An 18,087-nucleotide genomic window follows, 5' to 3' on the forward strand; every position below is an offset into this window, starting at 1 on the left:
CAGGCTTTCCCGTCCAAGGTGTTTCCTTTCGTGATTTCGAGCGTATGTTTTCTTGCATTGGTGGTAGTCCGCATTGGAAAAGGGAGGGGCAGCCGGGGGACTACCACATCGCACCGCCCTGCCCATCCGATTTGCAATTGCTCTTTGATTCTACGTCAATCTGAAGTACTCGGCAATCTCATTTTTAGCAACACAGTGCAGAATCGGTTTTATAACTAAAAGAATATGCAAGAATAATGATTTGTACCATCAGATTGAAGGACACTTTTTTCAAGTGGAAGATCATCCAGCAACCAAAACCATTTCTTCAAAAGAGGTTTTCTTGTGATCCCGGTAAGGGGGGGAGAATGGTCAATGACGCATGCAGAAGAAACAAAAACAACACAATCAATGATGATTCTTACTTTCCCCTTCCAACAACCACTTCCACACCGGCAGCACTTCTATATGGATATCTCCGATGACCAAGGTCCCGTTCTTCTTCGTAGGTCAGGAGTACGAGCCGTTTCAGGTCTCCCAGGGATTTTGCCAATGCCACGAGATTGCGGATTTCCCGGTCATCTGTTGATCCATCAAGCGTATACGTCACTCCAATGGCCGTATGCTCGTTGGGAAGATAAAAATCCACATCAATCCCGGTCTTCTCCGACTTGAAGAAAAACAGGTCATGTGGGTATCGTCTGGACAAGGCAACAGCCACCAGATTCTCCAACAACAACGGATCCTTCTGAACCAGGAACAACGAGAGCAGGCCATTGTCTGAAAAATACCACTTGGGATTTCCCTCACGATCAGCAAAAGATGAAATATAATTCCGTAGAGGGAAAAGAAGATACGAATCTTCGGCGTAGCCGGTGTATTCGATCAAGGAATCCTTGCTGACTTCCACCCCGATCTCCCCAAGGAGATGATGGAGACGGGAAAACGAGACCACATCCTTCACCGACTCCGCACGTTTTTTCATCATCAGCTCCAACGCCTTTGGATTACGGATTCCGTTGCGTGCAAGGATGTCCCCAAGAAGAATCTTCTGGTACACACTGGAAAGATAGGCCCGTTTGTCCTGATAGGACAGAACCTCTGGAAGGCCACCCACATGAAGATAGGATGCAAACGCTTTTCTGATGGCGGCACTTCCCTTGGTTTGCAGTATCATTTGCTCTCCGAAAGGGACACCAACCGCCGTAAGGTACTCTCGGAAGGAGAACGGATACACATGCATCGAAAGAAACCTCCCTCCAAGAACGGTTTCCATTTCAGAACTCAGCATCTTGGCATTGCTTCCCGTAATGAACGTTCGTTCCTTGGAATCAGCCAATCTACGGGCAAATTTCTCCCATCCTTTGATGTTTTGGATTTCATCAAAAAAGAAATATCCCTTCTTGTCACTGAGTTCCGCTTGGACGCCCAGGATGTCATTCAAGTCAGCGGCCGTACATTCCGCGAGACGCTCATCTTCAAAATTGATACAGATGATCTGCTCCCACGAAACACCCTGGGAGACCAATGTACGAATTTGATCGTACAAGAGTGTGGACTTTCCTGCCCTTCGGAGTCCGGTGAGCACATAATTCCCCTGTGGTTCAAACGTATATTCACGAGGAATGATCTTCACCCGTTTGATCACTTCATGTTGGTCAAAGATAACCTGTTTCCAGAGCGTATGCTGCATCCTTCACCTCTTCTGAAACAAGTATACGAGTTACTCATTCATTTGTCGAGTATATTCGATAAAACATCTAATTTCTGTCGAACGTAATCGACAACATATGAACGAACAGATCATCTTTCTCCCTGTTGATGGAGTGTCCCCTTCATCTTCGGTACCGCATTTCCCCATCGATCTCCGCATAATGGGGATCACGTTTTTCAAAGCCGGAGCCTGAGATGAACCCGATCCTCACCGGCCTGAACCCAGGAATCTGTTGGATTTTCATAGCCGCTTCCGTCACAGCGGTTTCTGACATAGGATCTTTGAGATACTTCACCTCATATACCACGTATGAACCCTCTTTGGTTTTCAGCACGCAATCAAATTCGCCGTTTTCCCGCCTCTCTTTGTCATCATACCAATAGGTTCCGATATCGATGACTCCTGGCAGATTCCCTGCCTGTACCTGCCGCTTGAGATAGGAACGCGCGATGGCTTCAAACCGTTTGGAAATGAAGGTCCCCAGGGAATCCTTGATGAACGCATCAAAGAAGGCGGGAGCTGCAAGCATCTGGAGGTTGCTCTTCCATGGAAACACGTAGGTAGAATAAAACCGCAGAAGATTGTCAGAGAGCTCATGGAAACTTTTCCTCCTGTCATCACTATGGTTCAGCGGAAAGCTCTTGGTGACGATTTCCATGGAAAGAAGCCGTTTGATCTCCCGATCCAACATTCCCCGTGCATCAAAACTCAGGGACACTTCTATCTCACGAAACTTCATCCCTGAGTTTCCAATCCTCGCGATAATTTCCCAGGAAACCCCGGTAAGAAAGGTCTGTTCGATGACCTCACGAACCGGACTGTATGGCTCGAGCAGCAGATCATCGATATTCCCTTCCAGGTCTTTGTGGACATCAAGCCGTTCCAAGACAAACGGGGATCCCCAAAAACAGAGTACATCGCGATCTTCTCCCTGACGGGAAGATCCAGATAAAACAACGAAGCATCCAGATAGTCAAACGGAAGGACCTGCATGACGCCGTCAAAACGTCCGAACAGCGGATTGTCCCGTTCCAGCAATTCCGTCATCACCGTGATGGAACTTCCACAGAGGACCAACGACAGACCGACGTATCGTTTATCGATGATTCGCTGGAAACAGGAATCCACCACACCACCATCTTTGGTTTCTTTGAGGTAGGGATACTCATCCAATACCACCACGACCGGTTTCCGAGATCATCTGGAAAAGATCAAACAGGTCCCGGACGCGGGAGAGGTAGGGTTTCCCCAATGCGACAGACGCACTCTTCGCACACAACTCAATATTGTAGTCCAAACTTCCTTTGATACATTCATACCAGATGACGGTGCCAGGAAAATCCTTCAGCACTTCCCCGAGCAACGTTGTCTTCCCCACTCTCCGTGACCCATACACCAGGAGATTCCCGCTGTGGTTCCGTTGGGCAAGCGTCGATGTGATCTGTGCGATTTCTTTCTCACGTCCCTTGAACAGGATCCCTCCAACCCCGGATAAATCACCATTCTTTGATACAATCAACGGTGATTGCATCAAAGGTGATGGTAATCTATTCCATCTTCCTCAAACCGTTATTGCAAAGAATATCCTTCTGACCATCATATGGCCTGCCAACGTGCCTTATTCCAAACACACAATTGCACGAAGAAACGCATGCCTGCCCATGAAGGAAAATGGGACTATGCCCATACAATGAGGAAAGAAATAACAGCGGAAAAACCTCGTGGGAGATGGCAAGCAACGTTCATTCGTTTCAACGAAGCATCCGCACCCGTCACCACGTCTCTTCCGTCGTCTGATTCTTCAGCACGCCGGCGAAATCATCAGCCATCGACATCCAGGTGTTCCGGATGGTTGTAATGGTCCGCATATCCGTCACGTCTCCGGTCCGCACGCTGATCACCGGCGGCGTGCTGTTCGCCACGGCGAAATTCGGTCCGAAGAACGGGGGACGCTGAGGTCCCGGCCCGAACTGGGCGGAAACGGAAAGCACCGGGCCGGTAACGGTCCGCTCCTCAAAGCTTGGTTGGTCGAAGACGATCCTGGCGCGGCCTTCGCGCACCTCGACGGTCACCCAGGTGTACACCACCTTTCTCCGGTCCCCGCGGGTGATCATCTGTGCGTACTGCCCGATGATCCTCAGGTTGTCCCCATCGACCGTAGTGGTATCAGGGATCAGATTGCGCGCCGCCCACAGGCGTGACGTTGCGAACAGCGCGGACGCCGACGCTCCGTCAACGTTCACCACCTGTTCCAACGAACGGAGCTCCTGGGGAGCCGGTCCGTTGTCCGTCGTACTGCAGGAGGCAAGCAGCAGTACCACCCCCATGGTCAGAATCATCAAAGTCTGTTTCATAGCGCAACCCTCCTGCCTCATTGTACGTATATCGCACTGTCCTGTCACGCCACGGTTCATGCACACCTTCCAATCCTTCAAGATTAACAGGAGACTCCCAATTTCTTTATTTCCCAGTAGTTGATCGTTTATAAACCTTTGAATGAGATTTCTTATTTCTCCACCTTGTAGTTGGATTAGGAACAAAATAAATGTCCACGTATGATATACTATTGCTCATGAAACAACGGCTTGAAACCCAGACAACTGAATTCAAAGCAGTTCTCAATGACAAATTCGAACGAGAGGTTGTTGCATTTCTCAATTCACCGTTAGGTGGAGAAATATATATAGGGATAGAAGACAATGGATCTGTCATAGGAGTCAAAGAACCCGATAAGATTCAACGTTCAATTGCGGAGAAACTGAAAGATTCTATCGCACCTTCGACATTAGGGTTAGCTACTATTACCTGTGAAGAAATTGAAGGAAAAACAGTCATTCGTGTTGGTATCGCAAGCGGTACGGAAAAGCCCTACCACCTGACCAGGTATGGTTTAACTTCACGAGGGTGTTTCCTTCGTGTCGGCAGTACAGTCCAACCAATTCCTGAAAACAAGATTTCCGCTTTGTATGCACGACATGCACAAAGATCCATTGTAGATATCCCATCCAGAGAACAAGAACTTACGTTTACACAGCTCAAGATTTATTACGAAGGCAAACATCTTGATTTGAAAGAATCATTTCAAAAAACTTTGGGATTATTCACGAAAGAGGGAACATATAATCTGCTTGCATATCTTCTTTCTGATGACAATACCATTTCTGTAAGTGTGGCCAAATACGGAGGAAAGGACAAGTCTGACCTCATCGAACGGCAGGAATGTGGTATTTGTTCCCTTGTTAAATCCGTACACATGGTGCTTGATAAGATGCAAATTGAGAATACTATTCGGACAAGAATCACTCCAATGACACGAATTGAGGTGCCTCTTGTAGATCCCACCTGTTTACGAGAAGCCGTAATCAATGCTTTTGTCCATACAGATTGGCAATACGAGAACGCTCCCGTTTTCGAAATTTTCTCAGACAGAATATCTATAACTTCTACAGGGACACTCCCAGAAAACTTATCAAAAGACGATTTCTTTGACTGTGTCTCTGTCCCGCGAAACAGAGAGTTGATGCGTATTTTCAAGGACCTTGATATGGTGGAACAACTCGGCTCTGGACTTAGTCGAATCAAGGCTAAATATGACCTCCATATCTATACATTCATGGATGGCTTCATTCGTGTAAATTTCCCATTTTATCAAAAAGATATGGGCACCAATCAGACTGGTTCTGGCACCAATCAGACTGGTTCTGGCACCAATCAGACTGGTTCTGGCACCAATCAGACTGGTTCTGGCACCAATCAGACTGGTTCTGGCACCAATCAGGCTGGTTCTGGCACCAATCAGGCTGGTTCTGGCACTAATCGAAATGAGAAATATAAGCAGAATTTGTGTCTCATTCTTGATGTTTTAAAAAAGAACCCAGGATACTCTGTGCCACAGATATTACAGGAAACAGGAATTGCAGAACGTTCTGTGAAAAGATATCTTGCTATTTTGCGTAAACAAGGCAAAATTGGACGTACAGGAACAACCAGAAAATCTTTCTGGATTGTCTACGAAGATGAGAATCATCAGGGCTAAATGCTTTCATTGAAAAGAAAACTGATTATCCAAGTTCCCCGATAAAGCAACCGGAATTACGGGATATCATAACAGAAAAGCGGAAGACTCCATGTTCGGAATCTTCCGCTTTGACGAGAGAGACGGGACTCGAACCCGTGACCTCCGGCGTGACAGGCCAGCGCGATAAACCAGCTTCGCTACTCCCCCAGACACAAATTGCAGAAATGAAGGTATCCTATAATCGAAGACTTGTCAACAACCCTCAGGAAAAAACCTGTTTGCGCATCGTCAAAACTTTGTATCAATGAACCATGGGTCCTTATTTCCAGACCATGGTTTCGACAACCGCTGAGGTACAGTTATCCGCATGGATCGAAAAGAGAAGTACCGAGGACAGAGAGAGGATGGGAGGTGGCGCCAACGCAATCCAGGCCAGATGATACCATGGCATGTCCCGAACGCTCGATGGGCCAAAGAACGTGAAATTCGCCTTGACCCGTTTCAGAATCTTTTCCGTAGTCAAGACCAAATCCAACGTCTTGCCATGCCGATTGGTATACTCCTCGACATCCCAGATATTGTCACCTGCAAGGTACAGGTTGTATGAATCAATATCAGAAAGAGCATCCAGCATCCAATTTCCATTCCTGACCGACCCCTTGGGCGTTACCGTATAGACAAGCGTGTGTTCCAGTTTGCCATCCTTGAGGAATACATAGAAACTGTGGAACAGGAAGAGATTCTTGGCGGTTTCCGGCGAGTAAGCCCTTCGATTATAGGCCCTGACTTCCCTCCCTTCAGGATTCTCCAGCACTTCATTGAGGTACTTGATGGCCCTGGAGGTATTCTCAGGATCACCCCGCATCAGATTGTCAGGATTCGTGTTGATTTCATTTACTGCTCGCATCGAGGCACACCCAGAAAAGGATATCACCAGAAATATGATCAGCAACAAGATGGATAATGTATGACTCCACACACGATGAAAAGTTACTTTCATTCGTAAATCTTACGAAGTACGGTTTTCCGTATCAAGAGTTTTTCGATCCTTTTCAGAGCCAAATATTGAAATTTTCGCACATACAAGCGCATACACACCTTTTTACCATTCATTCCAAGCTCACTGATTGAGCAATCGGCCATGAGGCATACTCCCATTCTCCCCTGCTTTCCATTGAAACGTGGATGCAAAACTCAAAAGAATTTGGGATACCACGATCTCCTGGTCATCCCAACACTTCCTGCGAGATCACCTGATCTTGTCCTCACGGATCTCCCGTAAGGCACAACAGCCCGCAGTTCTCCCTTGGAAAACTGCACAAGAAGCTGCAGGAAAAGCAGGGAAGAAAGAAAAATGCCGTACACGGTATCGTCCGATCATCCATGGGGTACGCTCCTCAGTACAACAGGATGAACTGTTATCAAATCGAACTGCTGTCAACAGGATTTTACCAACCATTTAGCGGGCTAGGAAAGCCCGTTTCTACAGCTTCAAAAAAAACAATATCGCAGGGATACCCACGAAAGGCACCGGTTCTTTTCATCCGGATTGTATGTTCAAGCATTCTGGACGCCACCCAATCCCATAATGACGCTCCAAACGGCATCCTCCACCGGGATTCCGTGGGCCAGATTGTCCTTGCGTACGGCAAGGACCTGCTCCCCTGGATAGCGCACCGCATGCCTGGGGTCGACCAGATGGGAAAGCTTCAGATCGGAGACGATACGGTCGATGACCTCGTCATTGCCCTGCGTCGTGGAGAAACAGGTCGGCTTGATGGCGATGAACACCTGGGATATCCCATACTCGTCCGTCCCCTGTTTTCCCACATCACTGACCGTGTTGCCCCCGGAGAGCATCGCCGCCATGGCATCCAACGCGATGGACATCGCCGATCCCTTCCAGTATCCCATGGGGAGGATCCGCTGGCTTTCCTCGATGGCGGCAGGATCATCGGTGAGGTTCCCGTCTTTGTCGTACCCACCGGGAAACGGAAGCTTTTTCCCTTGCAACGCCGTCAGTTCCAGTTTTCCATAGGCGTACTGGCTCATCGCCCCATCCTCCACGATGTGTCGTCCATCCGAACGGGGGATTGCCAAGACGAACGGGTTGTTCCCGATGCGGGGATCGGTTCCGCCCCAAGCGGGCATATTGGGAAACGTGTTGGTCCAGCAGATGCCGATGCACCCGGCATCCGCCGCCTGCCAGCCATACGTGCCACCGCGCATCCAGTGGTTGGTGTTCCGCACCGCCACGCACCCGATGCCCAGCTTTCCGGCCAGCTCGATGGCACGGGCCATGGCCTTCTTCGCGACAAGATTTCCCATCCCAAGCTTCCCGTTCCACCGCTCCATCGCCCCGAAGCTTCCCTCCACGTCAGGGACCGCACCGGGGATGATCAAGCCCTTCTCCAGGTAGGAGATGACCCGGGGAAACCGGTTGACGCCATGGGAATACACGCCATCGACGCTGTTCTGCACGAAGATCGCCGCGCTCTCCTCGGCGTCAGCCGGAGAAAATCCATGCTGTATCAGAATCGTGGTGAAAACCCGCTGCATTGCATCCGCTTGAATACGTACCATCGCCATCCTCCGTCCCCATCGTAGCACAGATGCGCTTGCAAATCACCGGCAAGTCAGTGATACTGTCGCCATGAACGCACAAGTATCCATTCTGCTCTTCTTCCAAAAGATCGCCAACCCTGTTCTGGACAAGCTGGCCGTGTTCTTCACCCTGTTCGGGGAAGGGACCATCTCCATCTGTGTCATGCTCGCCATTCTGTGGTGCATCGACAAACGCAAAGGATTCGCCATCGCCGGGACGGTCTTCTACGGACTTACCGGCATGTCCATCATGAAAGCCATCGTCCGGATGCCCCGCCCATTCACCGTCATCCCGGAGCTGGCGGCAAAACGGATATCCACCGCCACCGGATACAGCTTCCCCAGCGGGCACACCACCACGGCGGCGACGCTGTACACTTCCCTTGCCATGGCGGTGAAGAAACGGTGGTTCTCCATCATCTGCGCCGCTCTGATTCTCATGGTCGGGCTAAGCCGGATGTACCTGGGCGTCCATTGGCCGCTGGATGTGGCCGGTGGTTTGATCCTCGGCATTCTGACCAGCCTGTTCTTCTACCGGATGTTTGCTTCGATGGAAGAAACAGCCCAGGCCCAGTACAGCGTGATCATCGGAACCGCTTCCCTGATCACGGGAATCATTCTGGCCGTCCTGCTGTTTGCCGGCCGCATCGACGATACGGCGTTCTCCGACATGATGAAGAACTTCGCCTTGTTCGGAGGCGCGTACCTTGGTTTCTTCTGGGACGCCAAACGGATCCACTTCTCCACCGAAGGATCACTCGTACAGAAACTGCTTCGGTTTATCCTGGGATTCGCCGTGGTGCTGGGCATCATGGCGCTGAAGCATCTGGTAAGCGATCCCCAAGGCTACTATCTGATGGCCTGTTTCCGCTACGCCCTGACCGGGCTCTGGGCAACGGCGCTGCACCCTTACATCGGGAAGAAACTCAGGTTGTTCTCGTAAGGTCCGATGACCTTCGTCTTGTACTGCTTCTCCTCAAGGTATTTGGCCAGGTCTTCCGGCTCGGCCAGGTGGGAAGCGCATTCCTTGTGCATCAACTTGCCACACATCACCGCGTCGTCCATGGCGTAGTGCTCATGGTACTGGTCGACCAGTCCCAGATACTGGACCAGGTAGGAAAGTTTGTACGTCGGAAGCTTCGGCCACACTTTCTTGGCCAGATTGAACGTGCAGAGATACGTGATGGCTCCGCTGGAGAGCTCGTAGGCCTCCAGCGTGTCCTTCAACACCCCCATGTCAAACTGGGCGAAGTGGGCCACCACCAGGTTGTGGCCGATGAACGAACGGATATCCGGCCAAAGGTCGGGGAAAGAAGGTGCGGCCAGACAGTCTTCCTTCTTCAGTTGGTGAACATTGGTCATCTCACCATCAAAGTATTCCACCTTGGGATGGATCAACGAATAGTAGTGATCCAGCACATTGCCGTCCATATCGAATCGGGCCAACCCGATGGCGCATCCGCCACCGGGATACCCGTTTGCCGTTTCAAAGTCCAATGCTACGTATTCCATCATTGCCCCGCTAGATAGGAGAGTGCATGGAAAGCGGAATTCCTGTCAAGGAGCACCTTGAGAAGCTCCATACGGTCCGTCTGCCATTGGAGCTTGGCCGTCAACGTATCCTGTTCCGAACCGTACCCGCTTTCCTGCTGCTGTTGTTTCTGCTCCCAATCCTGCTTGTCGCCATCGATGACCAGGTTCTGGTAGGCGATCTTCTGCCCGTCCAGCTGCAGCTGCAGGTACTGGGTGATCACCTGGGACCGTATCTTCTCCACCGCCTGGGAGTAGTCAACCTCTGCGCCTTCCGCTTTGGTCTGGCTCCGGGAAACGTCCCGGATCTTCTTGCCTCCGTCCCAAATGGTCGACTTGACCGCCACGGTGAAGTTCAGCGTGTAGTCATCCTGCCGGTACCAGTCCGTCTCCAGAAGCGGAAAGCGGCTTCCTCCGTACCCGATGGTGGTCTGCAGGGCGAAGTCCGGTTTCCAGTTGACGCTGGCTGACGAGATCTTTGTGGCAAGCTGGGCCACATCCTTCAGCTTGAGCAGAATGGCCAGATTGTCCACCGACGTGCTGGTGGCCTTGGCGACCAACGTATCCTGACCTTGGGAAAGCAGCGCATCAACGGCTGACTCGTCCACCGTAGCGGAAAGGTCGTCCAGCGTCAGCGTGGGGATCGCCACAGAGCGTCTGGATGGCGACCAGCTGGCTGGAGAGTTCCGTCTCCAGCTGCTGCATCCCGATGGCCGTCTGCTGTGCCTTGATGCTCGCCTTCAGCACATCCACGTCCAACGCCATCCCGTTGTCCCGGGCCGAGGTGATGATCTCCAGAAGGCGGTTTGCCGTCTCTGTCTGTTCCCCCACCAGATCCTGCATCGCTCTGAGGTAGTACACCGCATCCAGCCGTCCCAACAGTTCGCTCTTCTGCTTCCGGGACAGCGCGGTGATCTGCAGCGACCGCACCTCGGCAACCTTCTCGTACAGGGAGATCGCATTACTGATCTTCCCCCAGGTGAAGATCGGCTGGGTGATGTTCAGGGAGAACGTATACAAGGTATTCTCCATGCCATCGTAGATCTTCAGGTAGGCATCCTGGTATCCGGACAGTGCGGAGACATTCACCCCTTGGTCGGAAAGTTGCTGCAACAGATCCTGCGTACTGACGTACACAGGCCCGACGGGAGGATTGTACATGTAGGTCCCGGAAAGCGTCATGTCGATGGTAGGCCCCCGTCCCGCTTTGGCATCCTTCACATCCAACAAGGCGTTCCTCCACTCCTCTCGTGCCTTCTGCACTTCCAGGTTATTGGCTTCCATCTTCCCCACAAGCACCTCCTGCGACACGCCACTGAGTGGCATGAGGCTAAGGAGAAGCGTCATGGCAATAGGGAGGAAACGGCGGGTCATGTATACTCTTCTTCTATCGTAACCCATTTGGTGGTGTCTTCCTGGGGATTGGTCGTGACAGATACGGTGGTAGAAGCTAGCAACGAACTATTCGTGTCGTATAAGGCAATGGTATAGGTCTCTGTATAGAGTTTCGGAGAATCAGAGGAATATGCACTGATTGTTTCTTCCGGGATGGTCAGCGTGAAGTATCCCTGCATCGATGTCGTCGAGGTCCGGTCATACGGCGCGGTGGTGGTCGTGGTGATCAACGTACCGTCCGTACTATTCCCTTTGAACAGTTTCACCGTAAATCCATTGGCGGTGCCACTGGTAGGTTCATACTGCCCTTCCACCGTCCGTGCCGACAGCACCAAATGCTTCATGTATGCAGGTTCAGCAGGATTTGTGGAATTCTTCGTGGCGAGAGAAAATTGTATTGTCTGGATATCTGAACCACCCTCTTCATTACACTGCACATACTCCGCTGAATTGTTCGGTACAATGGTAACAGTTCCCGTCAAGGGGGACGTTGTGCTGGCGGAGAAGGACACCGAGGTGCCGGTCGGGGTACCTTGGTACAGGGTATTTCCCCCAGCGTCTTTCACGGTCACCGTGAAGTTGGTGGGAGAGATGGAATAGTTGGTTCCGGAGACATCATAGATTTGGGTGAGGTACAGGGTGTAGGAGTCACTCGTCCTGGTCAGGGTTTCCGTCTCCATCGTGTTGGTGCGTTCGCTGGAAAGGTAGCTGACCGTCGTTGCTGCGCTGGGTTTGCCGTCGTTGAAGTCCTTGTGATAGAAAGCCAGGTAGACGGGGATGCGGTCGGCCGTCTTGCCGAAGGTCGGGCTGGTGGTGCTCCACTCCACCGGCATGGAATAGTCACCGTTCGCGTCGGTGATGGCATGGAAGATCCGCACCGTCGTGGTGGGTTGGGTCCCCGCCGAAACGGCGGAATCCCGTTCCGACTGGGAAAGATAGGCGTACACATCCACCCCTTCCACCGCAATCTCCGTCGTTCCATCCAGCTCCTCCACCGTCCCGGTGATCGTCGAGGTGAACACCGAACTGCAGGAAGCAAGCAATGCCACTGCCAGGACTCCCGCAACCAAGAGACTATGTCGTTTCATGCCGCTTCTTCTCCTGTTTCTTCAGAACTCGTTCTTCTGTAATGTAATACATCGTCGGGATAAGGAACAGCGTGATCAACGTCGAGGTGAAGAGTCCTCCGGCGATGGCCTGCCCCAGCGGGGCGTACAGTTCCGATCCCTCTCCTTTGGCGATCGCCATCGGCACGACCCCCAGCATGGTGGTCAGCGTGGTCATGAAGATCGGGCGGAGCCGGGTGGATGCCCCTTTTGCGATCATCCGCTTCAGATGGACCCTCTCGTCCTCACCTTCCTTGATCGGATTCCACGACCGGTACTGGTTGACGTAGTCGATCAAAATGATGCCATTGTTCACCACCACGCCTCCCAGGGAGATCAAGCCGAGCAGGGAGAGCAGACTGAGGGTGGAACCGAACAACAAAAGCCCCACCACCACACCGATGACGCAGAACGGAATGGTCAGCATGATGATGAACGGCTGGCGGAACCGCTCGAACTGCAGCACCATGACGGTGTAGACAAGGAACCACGCGATGACCAGAGCACGGATCATCGACGGGATGGAATCGGCGATCAAGGCACCGATGCCGCCCCGCTGACTGGTCACCCCGTCGGCCAGTGGATGCTCGGCAAGGTACTGGTCCATCCGGGTGGTCACCGGGAGGGCATCCTCGCTCACCAACGTGGCGCTCACCGTGATGGTCTTCGCCCGATCGGTGTGGTTGATGGCGCTGACACTGTTCTGGACGGTGAACTGTCCCAGATTGGTGAAGTCGACCATCGTCCCACCCAACGATTTGACCTGCACCCCGGAGAGACGATCCAACGTCACCGGCTTGTCCATCAAGTCACTGCGCAGCTTTATCGTATACCGTGAGCCATCCGGCGTGGTGAACCGTCCCCCGTCCACCCCGCTGAACAAAATGCGGGTGGTAAGTCCCGCCTCCACGCTGGAGACTCCCAGGCTCGCCATGTAGTCCTGCACCATGGAGATGATCACACTGTACGTATCAAACGACGTATCCATCTCCGTCTCCACGACGGAAGGATCGGTGCGGAGCTGCGCCTCCACCCTGCTTGCCTCGGCGTACAGCTTGTCCATATCCTCGCTGACCAGCGTGATGCCGTATCCCCCGCCACCGGAAGCGTAGCTGAGCAGCTTATCAAACCCTCCGTTCTTCACCTTGACGGTGCAGTCCGGGATCTGGTCCTCCAGCTCTTTCTGAACGGCCAGCATGATCTGCCGCACCGTACGGTCCCGTTCCTTGACCGGCACCAGATTGATGTAGAAATAGGCTGAGTTGCTCTGGTTCCCCAGAAAACTCATCCCCTCTGATTCTCCCTGGAACGCCACCAGGTTCTTCATCTCCGGCACGGCGTTCCGGACGATCTTCTCGGCGACGGCGGTCTTCGCCTCCGTTCGATCCAAGCTGTACCCCTCGGGGAACGTCATGTCCACATAGAAGTCCCCGTTGTCCGTGGACGGAATGAACGCGATGCCCAGCTTCTGCGAGACAAAGATGGTGACGACAAGGAGCGCGATGGAGAACAGGAAGATAAACCCTTTGTTATCCATGCTCCAGGTAAGCCACTTTTGGTAATGTCCCTCCAGATGAACCATCCCCCGGTCGATGGAGTGCCCATTCGTCTGGGGACATTCCTCGCGAAGGAGTTTCTTCAAAAAGAACGGTACGAACAGTACGGCGACGAGGAACGAGCCGATCATGGCAAGGATCAAGGTTTCGGCCACTTCCCGGAGGATCATGCCGACCAGCCCCTGCAGCATGGCAACCGGGACGAACACCACGATGGTGGTCACCGTCGAGGCAAGGATCGACGAGGTGACCTCGTCGCTTCCCTTGATGATGCACTCATCCAGCGGCATCGTCCGGGTGCGGTAATGACGGTACACCTCTTCCAGCATGACGATGGACGCATCCACCACCATGCCGAGGGCGATGACCAGACCGGAGAGGCTCATCAGGTTCAACGAGATGTGCATGATCCGCATGCCGACCAGCGTGAACAGGACGGACAGCGGGATGGACAGGCCGATGATGAGGGTCATCCGGGCGTCCATCAGGAACAGCCAGATGACCAGGACAGCCATGACGACGCCGAGGATGCCGCTTTCCACCACGGTGGACAGCGATGCCTTGGTCGTCTCGCTGTAGTCGTTGATCACGGTGAACTTCACCGCCCCGCCGGTGGATGCCTCTTCTTCTTTGAGGATCCGCTTCACCGCATCACAAATCTTGACGATGTTGCCGTCGGTACGGTTGGAGACGGAAACAAGCAACAGATCCTTTCCGTTGCTGTTCACCTCGCTCTCAGGCTTGGGATAGCCAAGAGAGACATCAGCCACGTCGCTGAGTTTGATCAAATTGCCGTCATCATCCGCCCCGACGGTCAGGTTTTCCAGTTCCTTGACGCTGGAGAACGATCCTTCATAGCGCAGGTTGATCGTCCTCCCCTTGTACGTGCCGGAACCCAACGGCAACTCGGAGTTGGCCGACTGCAGCATCTGGTAGACCTGCAGCACGCTGATGCCCTTGCTGACCAGATCCTTGCTCCGCAGCGTCACCTGCGCCTCAAGATTCTTCCCGCCGTACACGGCGATGTCCGACACCCCGGAGATCTGGTTGATCTTCGGCCGGAGGGTATCGGAAATGTACTGGGTAACCCGTGCGGTATCCTCCCCACCGTCCACGGTAAACAGGATGGCAGGAATCATCGAAGCGGCGCCAACCAGCGCCTGGGGTTCCCCCTGCAGGTTGTCCGGAAGCTGGTTCTCCAGGGTAGAGATACGGTAACGAATCTCCTGCAACTGGTCGTACGGGTCGACGTCATCCTGGTAGTACACCTGGATGAAGCTTACCGAATCCTCTGAGACGGAATCCATCGACTTGTAGTTGGGAAGCGTGACGAACTGGTCTTCCAGAATCTTGGTGACGTCCCGTTCCACATCCTTGGCGGCGGCCCCGGGATAGATGGTGTACACAATGATGGACGGGAGGTTCACGTCGCTCATGAACGCGATGTTCTGGTCGTACAGGCTGTAACAGCCGAACGCCACCAGGACGATCAACAGCATGGCGACCACCACGGGGTGTTTGATGGCAAACCGAGCGCCGCTCACGTCGGTTGGACCCTCACCGTCTGTCCATCGAACACCGAGTCCTGTCCGTCAATGACGAACTGGGCGTCCTTCAATGCATCCGGAACCATGAAGTACTCGTCGTCCTCGATCTGTGGGGTGATCTCCACGTGCCGCACCGTGTTGCTCTCCGCGTCATACACGTAAACGGAACCGTCCGCCTTGCGCACCGTCTGGGGAAGAGAAGCCACCTGGTGGTGGATATCGTAGGCGATGACGGCAGTGACGTACATGCCCGGCCGGAACGCCGAGACATCCCCTTGCAAGCTGACACCGCACGCCGAACACCTTGGATTGCGGGCTCGATGTATGGGTCGACGGACAGCACCGTCGGCGGAGACGAAGCGCCTCCATCGGGACGGCTTACCGTCACCACCAGGGAGGAAGGATCGTTTTGGAACAGGTCGTACTGTTTTTCCGGTACCTTCAGATTGACGACCAGCTGGGTCAGGTCAGCAATGACGGCAAGCGGCGTCCCTTGGGCGGCGGTGCTTCCCTTGGCCGATGGCGCGGTAAGAATCGTCCCTCCCGATTTGGCCCGCACCGTCGCGTAGCTGACCTGGAGCGTTGCCAGGTCGTACTGCGCCTTGGCCGCGTCCCGCTGGGCTTTGGCCTCGTCGTACGCCTGCACCGTAACGTTCTTGGCATCATACAGGCTCTTCACCCGCTGGTAGGTCTTGTCCGCGGCAAGGAACGGCCGCCTGGGCCTGGAGCATCTGCTGCCGGTACGGCTCATCGTCGATGACGGCGATCACATCACCTTCGTTGACCTGTTTGCCCACTTCGGCGTCATATTCCACCACCGTTCCGGCGACCAAAGGGACGACCGGAATCATTGCCTTGGCCTCCACATGGCTGGAAAGCGTCACTTCCCGTGCAATATCCCGAGCCTGGGGCGTCCCCAGTTGCACCAACGGAGCGGGAGAAACGTACGTGGTGGGTTTCCGCCCGACGTACCGGTTGACCAGATACAGGGCAGCCCCCAAGGCAAGGAACAGCACCAGAAACCGGAGGAATACGAAAAACCATCTGGCGCGTTTACCCATGCTAGACTCCGGTACTCGCGCTGAACACCTGACCTTCCACCGTGATGGTGTACGGTCCGATGCCCTGAGGGATCAAATAGCATTCACCCTTGTGGAACACCTCGGTGCCCGAGGCGGACTCGAAGACCGCCTTTCCTTCGGTGACCAGCATCAGCTCGATGGCATGCGTGTCCACCCGGTGGAATCCGGTCCCAATGACGTACAAGGCGAATTCCGGCGTCGGGGTGACGACCCGTACCCGGCCTCCGTCGTCCACTTCCTTGCACGGCTCCACCGTGCCTCCCTGAATCTCCAGAATGGAGAGCAGTTCCGGCACGTCCACTTTCTTGTGGGTCAATCCGCCCCGAAGCACGTTGTCACTGGAGCTCATCAGTCTCCATGCCGTCACCCAGCACGTAGGCGTGCAGCGTATCCGGCTTGAGGAACAGCGCTTCGCCTGGTTCCAGGTGCACCACATGGAGCAGGAACGGACAGAACAGCCCGGGGTCGACGGGATAGGATTCCAGGCAGGAAAGCACGATCCCTTTGGCCTCCAGGAACCGGCCGTCCGCCGTGGCGAACGGCAAGGAGGATCGTTTCAATCCTTCCACGTATTCACCGATCAACGAGGAGAGCTCTTTCTTGTCCATCGTGTACAGGGTGGTGAACAGTTCCCGCAGTCCGGCGTCCCCCGACGGAAGGTTCTTGAACCGGGTGGCGAACGAGCGGGGCATCAACGGGGAAAGCTCAGCGACGATTTCTTCAAACGGACGGAACCCGCACATCGCCGTCACCGGCGTGAGGGCGTACAGCACTTCCGCCTTCTGGTTGGCGTCCTGGTAATCCCAATGGGTATGGTCAGGATCGGAGGCGCGAAGCGAGGCTTCTTTCGCCCAGCCACGCCGGGCTTGTTCCGTGGTGGGATGGCATTGGATGGACAGCGGTTTCTGGATGGCGAGCACCTTGAACAGGAATGGCAGGAACGGACCAAAGCGTTTGATGTGCTCCGAACCAAAACACGCTTCGGGATGCAAGGCCAGATAGGTGGAAAGCGGCGTTCCGTCTTCCAAGGTGGCGTCCCCGGAGGGATGGCTTCCCATCCAGTACTCGGCCTTGCACGTTCCGTCCGCGGGAATCCCCAGCAGGGACGGAAGGAAATCTGTCTTACCCCAGTCGTACGGCTTGATGACGCCGGAGAGCTTTTTCACCTTCATCGATGCTTCCTCTGTATTTTTTACTATACCTTGCCATGAAACCATCCGGCAACCCTTGGTTTCCAATACCTTACACTATGAAGAAAAGTGCATGGTTTTCTTAGGATGCCTTTGTCCCAAATCCCAAGGAAAAACGAATCGAACACCTGTACGATTCTCATAAAATACACGACTGAGTCCGTATTTCTTTCCTGGCCTCATCATTGAGGAAAGGTTGGTCACAGACATCCCTTCCCTATGGCCGTTCCTTCTCCACCAAGAAAGTCGCTTTGGTATGATGGTCAGCACGCCCTTCATAGCATCCACACCGGGATGATCAAGGTAGTGCGGTCGATGGCGGGGAGGTCCGGTTTCAGGCAGATCACCGCACCCATGCCCCGTTTC

At 53.6% G+C, this 18,087-nt stretch carries 19 protein-coding genes and 1 tRNA gene; 3 read left to right on the forward strand and 17 right to left on the reverse strand.

Annotated features, from left to right (window positions below; translation table 11 throughout):
- Window positions 1-400: 400 nt before the first annotated feature.
- From LKE28_08305 to LKE28_08325, 5 genes are all read right to left on the reverse strand, one after another.
- Window positions 401-1,672, reverse strand: coding sequence for an ATP-binding protein (locus LKE28_08305; protein ID MCH3908227.1), 1,272 nt, complete (start codon window positions 1,670-1,672; stop codon window positions 401-403).
- Window positions 1,673-1,814: 142 nt separating this feature from the next.
- The gene (locus LKE28_08310; protein ID MCH3908228.1) at window positions 1,815-2,432 is read right to left on the reverse strand and encodes a DUF234 domain-containing protein; all 618 of its coding nucleotides are present in this window, start codon (window positions 2,430-2,432) and stop codon (window positions 1,815-1,817) included.
- Entirely contained in the window at window positions 2,429-2,875 is a 447-nt protein-coding gene (locus tag LKE28_08315) for an ATP-binding protein (protein ID MCH3908229.1), read from the reverse strand. Before LKE28_08315 ends, LKE28_08310 begins: the two co-directional genes overlap by 4 nt.
- On the reverse strand, window positions 2,859-3,224 hold the full coding sequence (locus tag LKE28_08320; GenBank protein MCH3908230.1) for an ATP-binding protein: 366 nt from the start codon (window positions 3,222-3,224) through the stop codon (window positions 2,859-2,861). Before LKE28_08320 ends, LKE28_08315 begins: the two co-directional genes overlap by 17 nt.
- Window positions 3,225-3,465: 241 nt before the next feature.
- Window positions 3,466-4,047, reverse strand: a complete 582-nt coding sequence (locus LKE28_08325) for a hypothetical protein (protein MCH3908231.1) — start codon at window positions 4,045-4,047, stop codon at window positions 3,466-3,468.
- A gap of 218 nt (window positions 4,048-4,265) precedes the next feature.
- On the opposite strand from LKE28_08325, the gene LKE28_08330 reads away from it, so the two are divergent.
- On the forward strand, window positions 4,266-5,729 hold the full coding sequence (locus LKE28_08330) for a putative DNA binding domain-containing protein (protein ID MCH3908232.1): 1,464 nt from the start codon (window positions 4,266-4,268) through the stop codon (window positions 5,727-5,729).
- Between the two features lie 114 nt (window positions 5,730-5,843).
- Here the strand turns inward: LKE28_08330 and LKE28_08335 are convergent.
- The 3 genes from LKE28_08335 to yiaK form a co-directional block, all read right to left on the reverse strand.
- Window positions 5,844-5,918: transfer RNA gene (locus LKE28_08335), tRNA-Asp, on the reverse strand.
- A gap of 112 nt (window positions 5,919-6,030) precedes the next feature.
- Complete coding sequence (locus LKE28_08340; protein MCH3908233.1) at window positions 6,031-6,618, reverse strand: hypothetical protein; 588 nt, start codon at window positions 6,616-6,618, stop codon at window positions 6,031-6,033.
- Between the two features lie 650 nt (window positions 6,619-7,268).
- Window positions 7,269-8,300: a 3-dehydro-L-gulonate 2-dehydrogenase gene (gene yiaK, locus LKE28_08345; GenBank protein MCH3908234.1), complete on the reverse strand. Its 1,032-nt coding sequence runs from the start codon at window positions 8,298-8,300 to the stop codon at window positions 7,269-7,271.
- Window positions 8,301-8,364: 64 nt separating this feature from the next.
- Here yiaK and LKE28_08350 point away from each other — a divergent pair, with 64 nt between their 5' ends.
- Window positions 8,365-9,258: a phosphatase PAP2 family protein gene (locus LKE28_08350; GenBank protein MCH3908235.1), complete on the forward strand. Its 894-nt coding sequence runs from the start codon at window positions 8,365-8,367 to the stop codon at window positions 9,256-9,258.
- On the opposite strand, the gene LKE28_08355 is transcribed toward LKE28_08350, so the two are convergent.
- From LKE28_08355 to LKE28_08380, 6 genes are all read right to left on the reverse strand, one after another.
- Window positions 9,225-9,830, reverse strand: coding sequence for a 3'-5' exoribonuclease (locus tag LKE28_08355; protein MCH3908236.1), 606 nt, complete (start codon window positions 9,828-9,830; stop codon window positions 9,225-9,227). The two genes, LKE28_08350 and LKE28_08355, sit on opposite strands and share 34 nt — an antisense overlap.
- Complete coding sequence (locus tag LKE28_08360) at window positions 9,827-10,495, reverse strand: TolC family protein (protein MCH3908237.1); 669 nt, start codon at window positions 10,493-10,495, stop codon at window positions 9,827-9,829. Before LKE28_08360 ends, LKE28_08355 begins: the two co-directional genes overlap by 4 nt.
- Entirely contained in the window at window positions 10,434-11,129 is a 696-nt protein-coding gene (locus LKE28_08365; protein MCH3908238.1) for a TolC family protein, read from the reverse strand. Before LKE28_08365 ends, LKE28_08360 begins: the two co-directional genes overlap by 62 nt.
- Window positions 11,130-11,215: 86 nt before the next feature.
- Window positions 11,216-12,328: a hypothetical protein gene (locus LKE28_08370; protein ID MCH3908239.1), complete on the reverse strand. Its 1,113-nt coding sequence runs from the start codon at window positions 12,326-12,328 to the stop codon at window positions 11,216-11,218.
- Window positions 12,315-15,446 (reverse strand): efflux RND transporter permease subunit, encoded by a 3,132-nt coding sequence (locus LKE28_08375; GenBank protein MCH3908240.1) that lies wholly within the window; start codon window positions 15,444-15,446, stop codon window positions 12,315-12,317. Before LKE28_08375 ends, LKE28_08370 begins: the two co-directional genes overlap by 14 nt.
- Entirely contained in the window at window positions 15,443-15,730 is a 288-nt protein-coding gene (locus LKE28_08380) for a hypothetical protein (GenBank protein ID MCH3908241.1), read from the reverse strand. Before LKE28_08380 ends, LKE28_08375 begins: the two co-directional genes overlap by 4 nt.
- 39 nt (window positions 15,731-15,769) lie before the next feature.
- Between LKE28_08380 and LKE28_08385 the strand changes: the two genes are divergently transcribed.
- Entirely contained in the window at window positions 15,770-16,018 is a 249-nt protein-coding gene (locus LKE28_08385) for a hypothetical protein (protein ID MCH3908242.1), read from the forward strand.
- A gap of 93 nt (window positions 16,019-16,111) precedes the next feature.
- Here LKE28_08385 and LKE28_08390 read toward each other — a convergent pair whose 3' ends face one another.
- Genes LKE28_08390 through manA form a run of 3 tightly spaced genes read right to left on the reverse strand, consistent with a single transcriptional unit; the run spans window position 16,112 to window position 17,703 of the window.
- The gene (locus LKE28_08390; protein MCH3908243.1) at window positions 16,112-16,510 is read right to left on the reverse strand and encodes a biotin/lipoyl-binding protein; all 399 of its coding nucleotides are present in this window, start codon (window positions 16,508-16,510) and stop codon (window positions 16,112-16,114) included.
- 1 nt (window position 16,511) lies between these two features.
- Window positions 16,512-16,880 carry a hypothetical protein gene (locus LKE28_08395; GenBank protein MCH3908244.1) on the reverse strand — a complete coding sequence of 123 codons (369 nt, stop codon included), beginning with the start codon at window positions 16,878-16,880 and terminating at the stop codon, window positions 16,512-16,514.
- Entirely contained in the window at window positions 16,867-17,703 is an 837-nt protein-coding gene (gene manA, locus LKE28_08400; GenBank protein ID MCH3908245.1) for a mannose-6-phosphate isomerase, class I, read from the reverse strand. The genes LKE28_08395 and manA overlap by 14 nt, the downstream gene beginning before the upstream one ends.
- Window positions 17,704-18,087 lie beyond the last annotated feature (384 nt).

The organism is Sphaerochaeta sp. (assembly GCA_022482495.1).
In the GTDB taxonomy this organism is placed as follows: domain Bacteria; phylum Spirochaetota; class Spirochaetia; order Sphaerochaetales; family Sphaerochaetaceae; genus RUG023.

Bases quoted from the DNA above. Each gene is read 5' to 3' on its own strand.
- LKE28_08325 (MCH3908231.1), bottom strand. From the start codon at position 4,047: ATGAAACAGACTTTGATGATTCTGACCATGGGGGTGGTACTGCTGCTT.
- LKE28_08350 (MCH3908235.1), top strand. From the start codon at position 8,365: ATGAACGCACAAGTATCCATTCTGCTCTTCTTCCAAAAGATCGCCAAC.
- LKE28_08395 (MCH3908244.1), bottom strand. From the start codon at position 16,880: ATGAGCTCCAGTGACAACGTGCTTCGGGGCGGATTGACCCACAAGAAA.
- LKE28_08355 (MCH3908236.1), bottom strand. From the start codon at position 9,830: ATGATGGAATACGTAGCATTGGACTTTGAAACGGCAAACGGGTATCCC.
- LKE28_08390 (MCH3908243.1), bottom strand. From the start codon at position 16,510: ATGGGTAAACGCGCCAGATGGTTTTTCGTATTCCTCCGGTTTCTGGTG.
- manA (MCH3908245.1), bottom strand. From the start codon at position 17,703: ATGAAGGTGAAAAAGCTCTCCGGCGTCATCAAGCCGTACGACTGGGGT.
- LKE28_08320 (MCH3908230.1), bottom strand. From the start codon at position 3,224: ATGCAATCACCGTTGATTGTATCAAAGAATGGTGATTTATCCGGGGTT.
- LKE28_08385 (MCH3908242.1), top strand. From the start codon at position 15,770: ATGTATGGGTCGACGGACAGCACCGTCGGCGGAGACGAAGCGCCTCCA.
- LKE28_08330 (MCH3908232.1), top strand. From the start codon at position 4,266: ATGAAACAACGGCTTGAAACCCAGACAACTGAATTCAAAGCAGTTCTC.
- LKE28_08340 (MCH3908233.1), bottom strand. From the start codon at position 6,618: ATGCGAGCAGTAAATGAAATCAACACGAATCCTGACAATCTGATGCGG.
- yiaK (MCH3908234.1), bottom strand. From the start codon at position 8,300: ATGGCGATGGTACGTATTCAAGCGGATGCAATGCAGCGGGTTTTCACC.
- LKE28_08370 (MCH3908239.1), bottom strand. From the start codon at position 12,328: ATGAAACGACATAGTCTCTTGGTTGCGGGAGTCCTGGCAGTGGCATTG.
- LKE28_08305 (MCH3908227.1), bottom strand. From the start codon at position 1,672: ATGCAGCATACGCTCTGGAAACAGGTTATCTTTGACCAACATGAAGTG.
- LKE28_08365 (MCH3908238.1), bottom strand. From the start codon at position 11,129: ATGGAAGCCAATAACCTGGAAGTGCAGAAGGCACGAGAGGAGTGGAGG.
- LKE28_08310 (MCH3908228.1), bottom strand. From the start codon at position 2,432: ATGAAGTTTCGTGAGATAGAAGTGTCCCTGAGTTTTGATGCACGGGGA.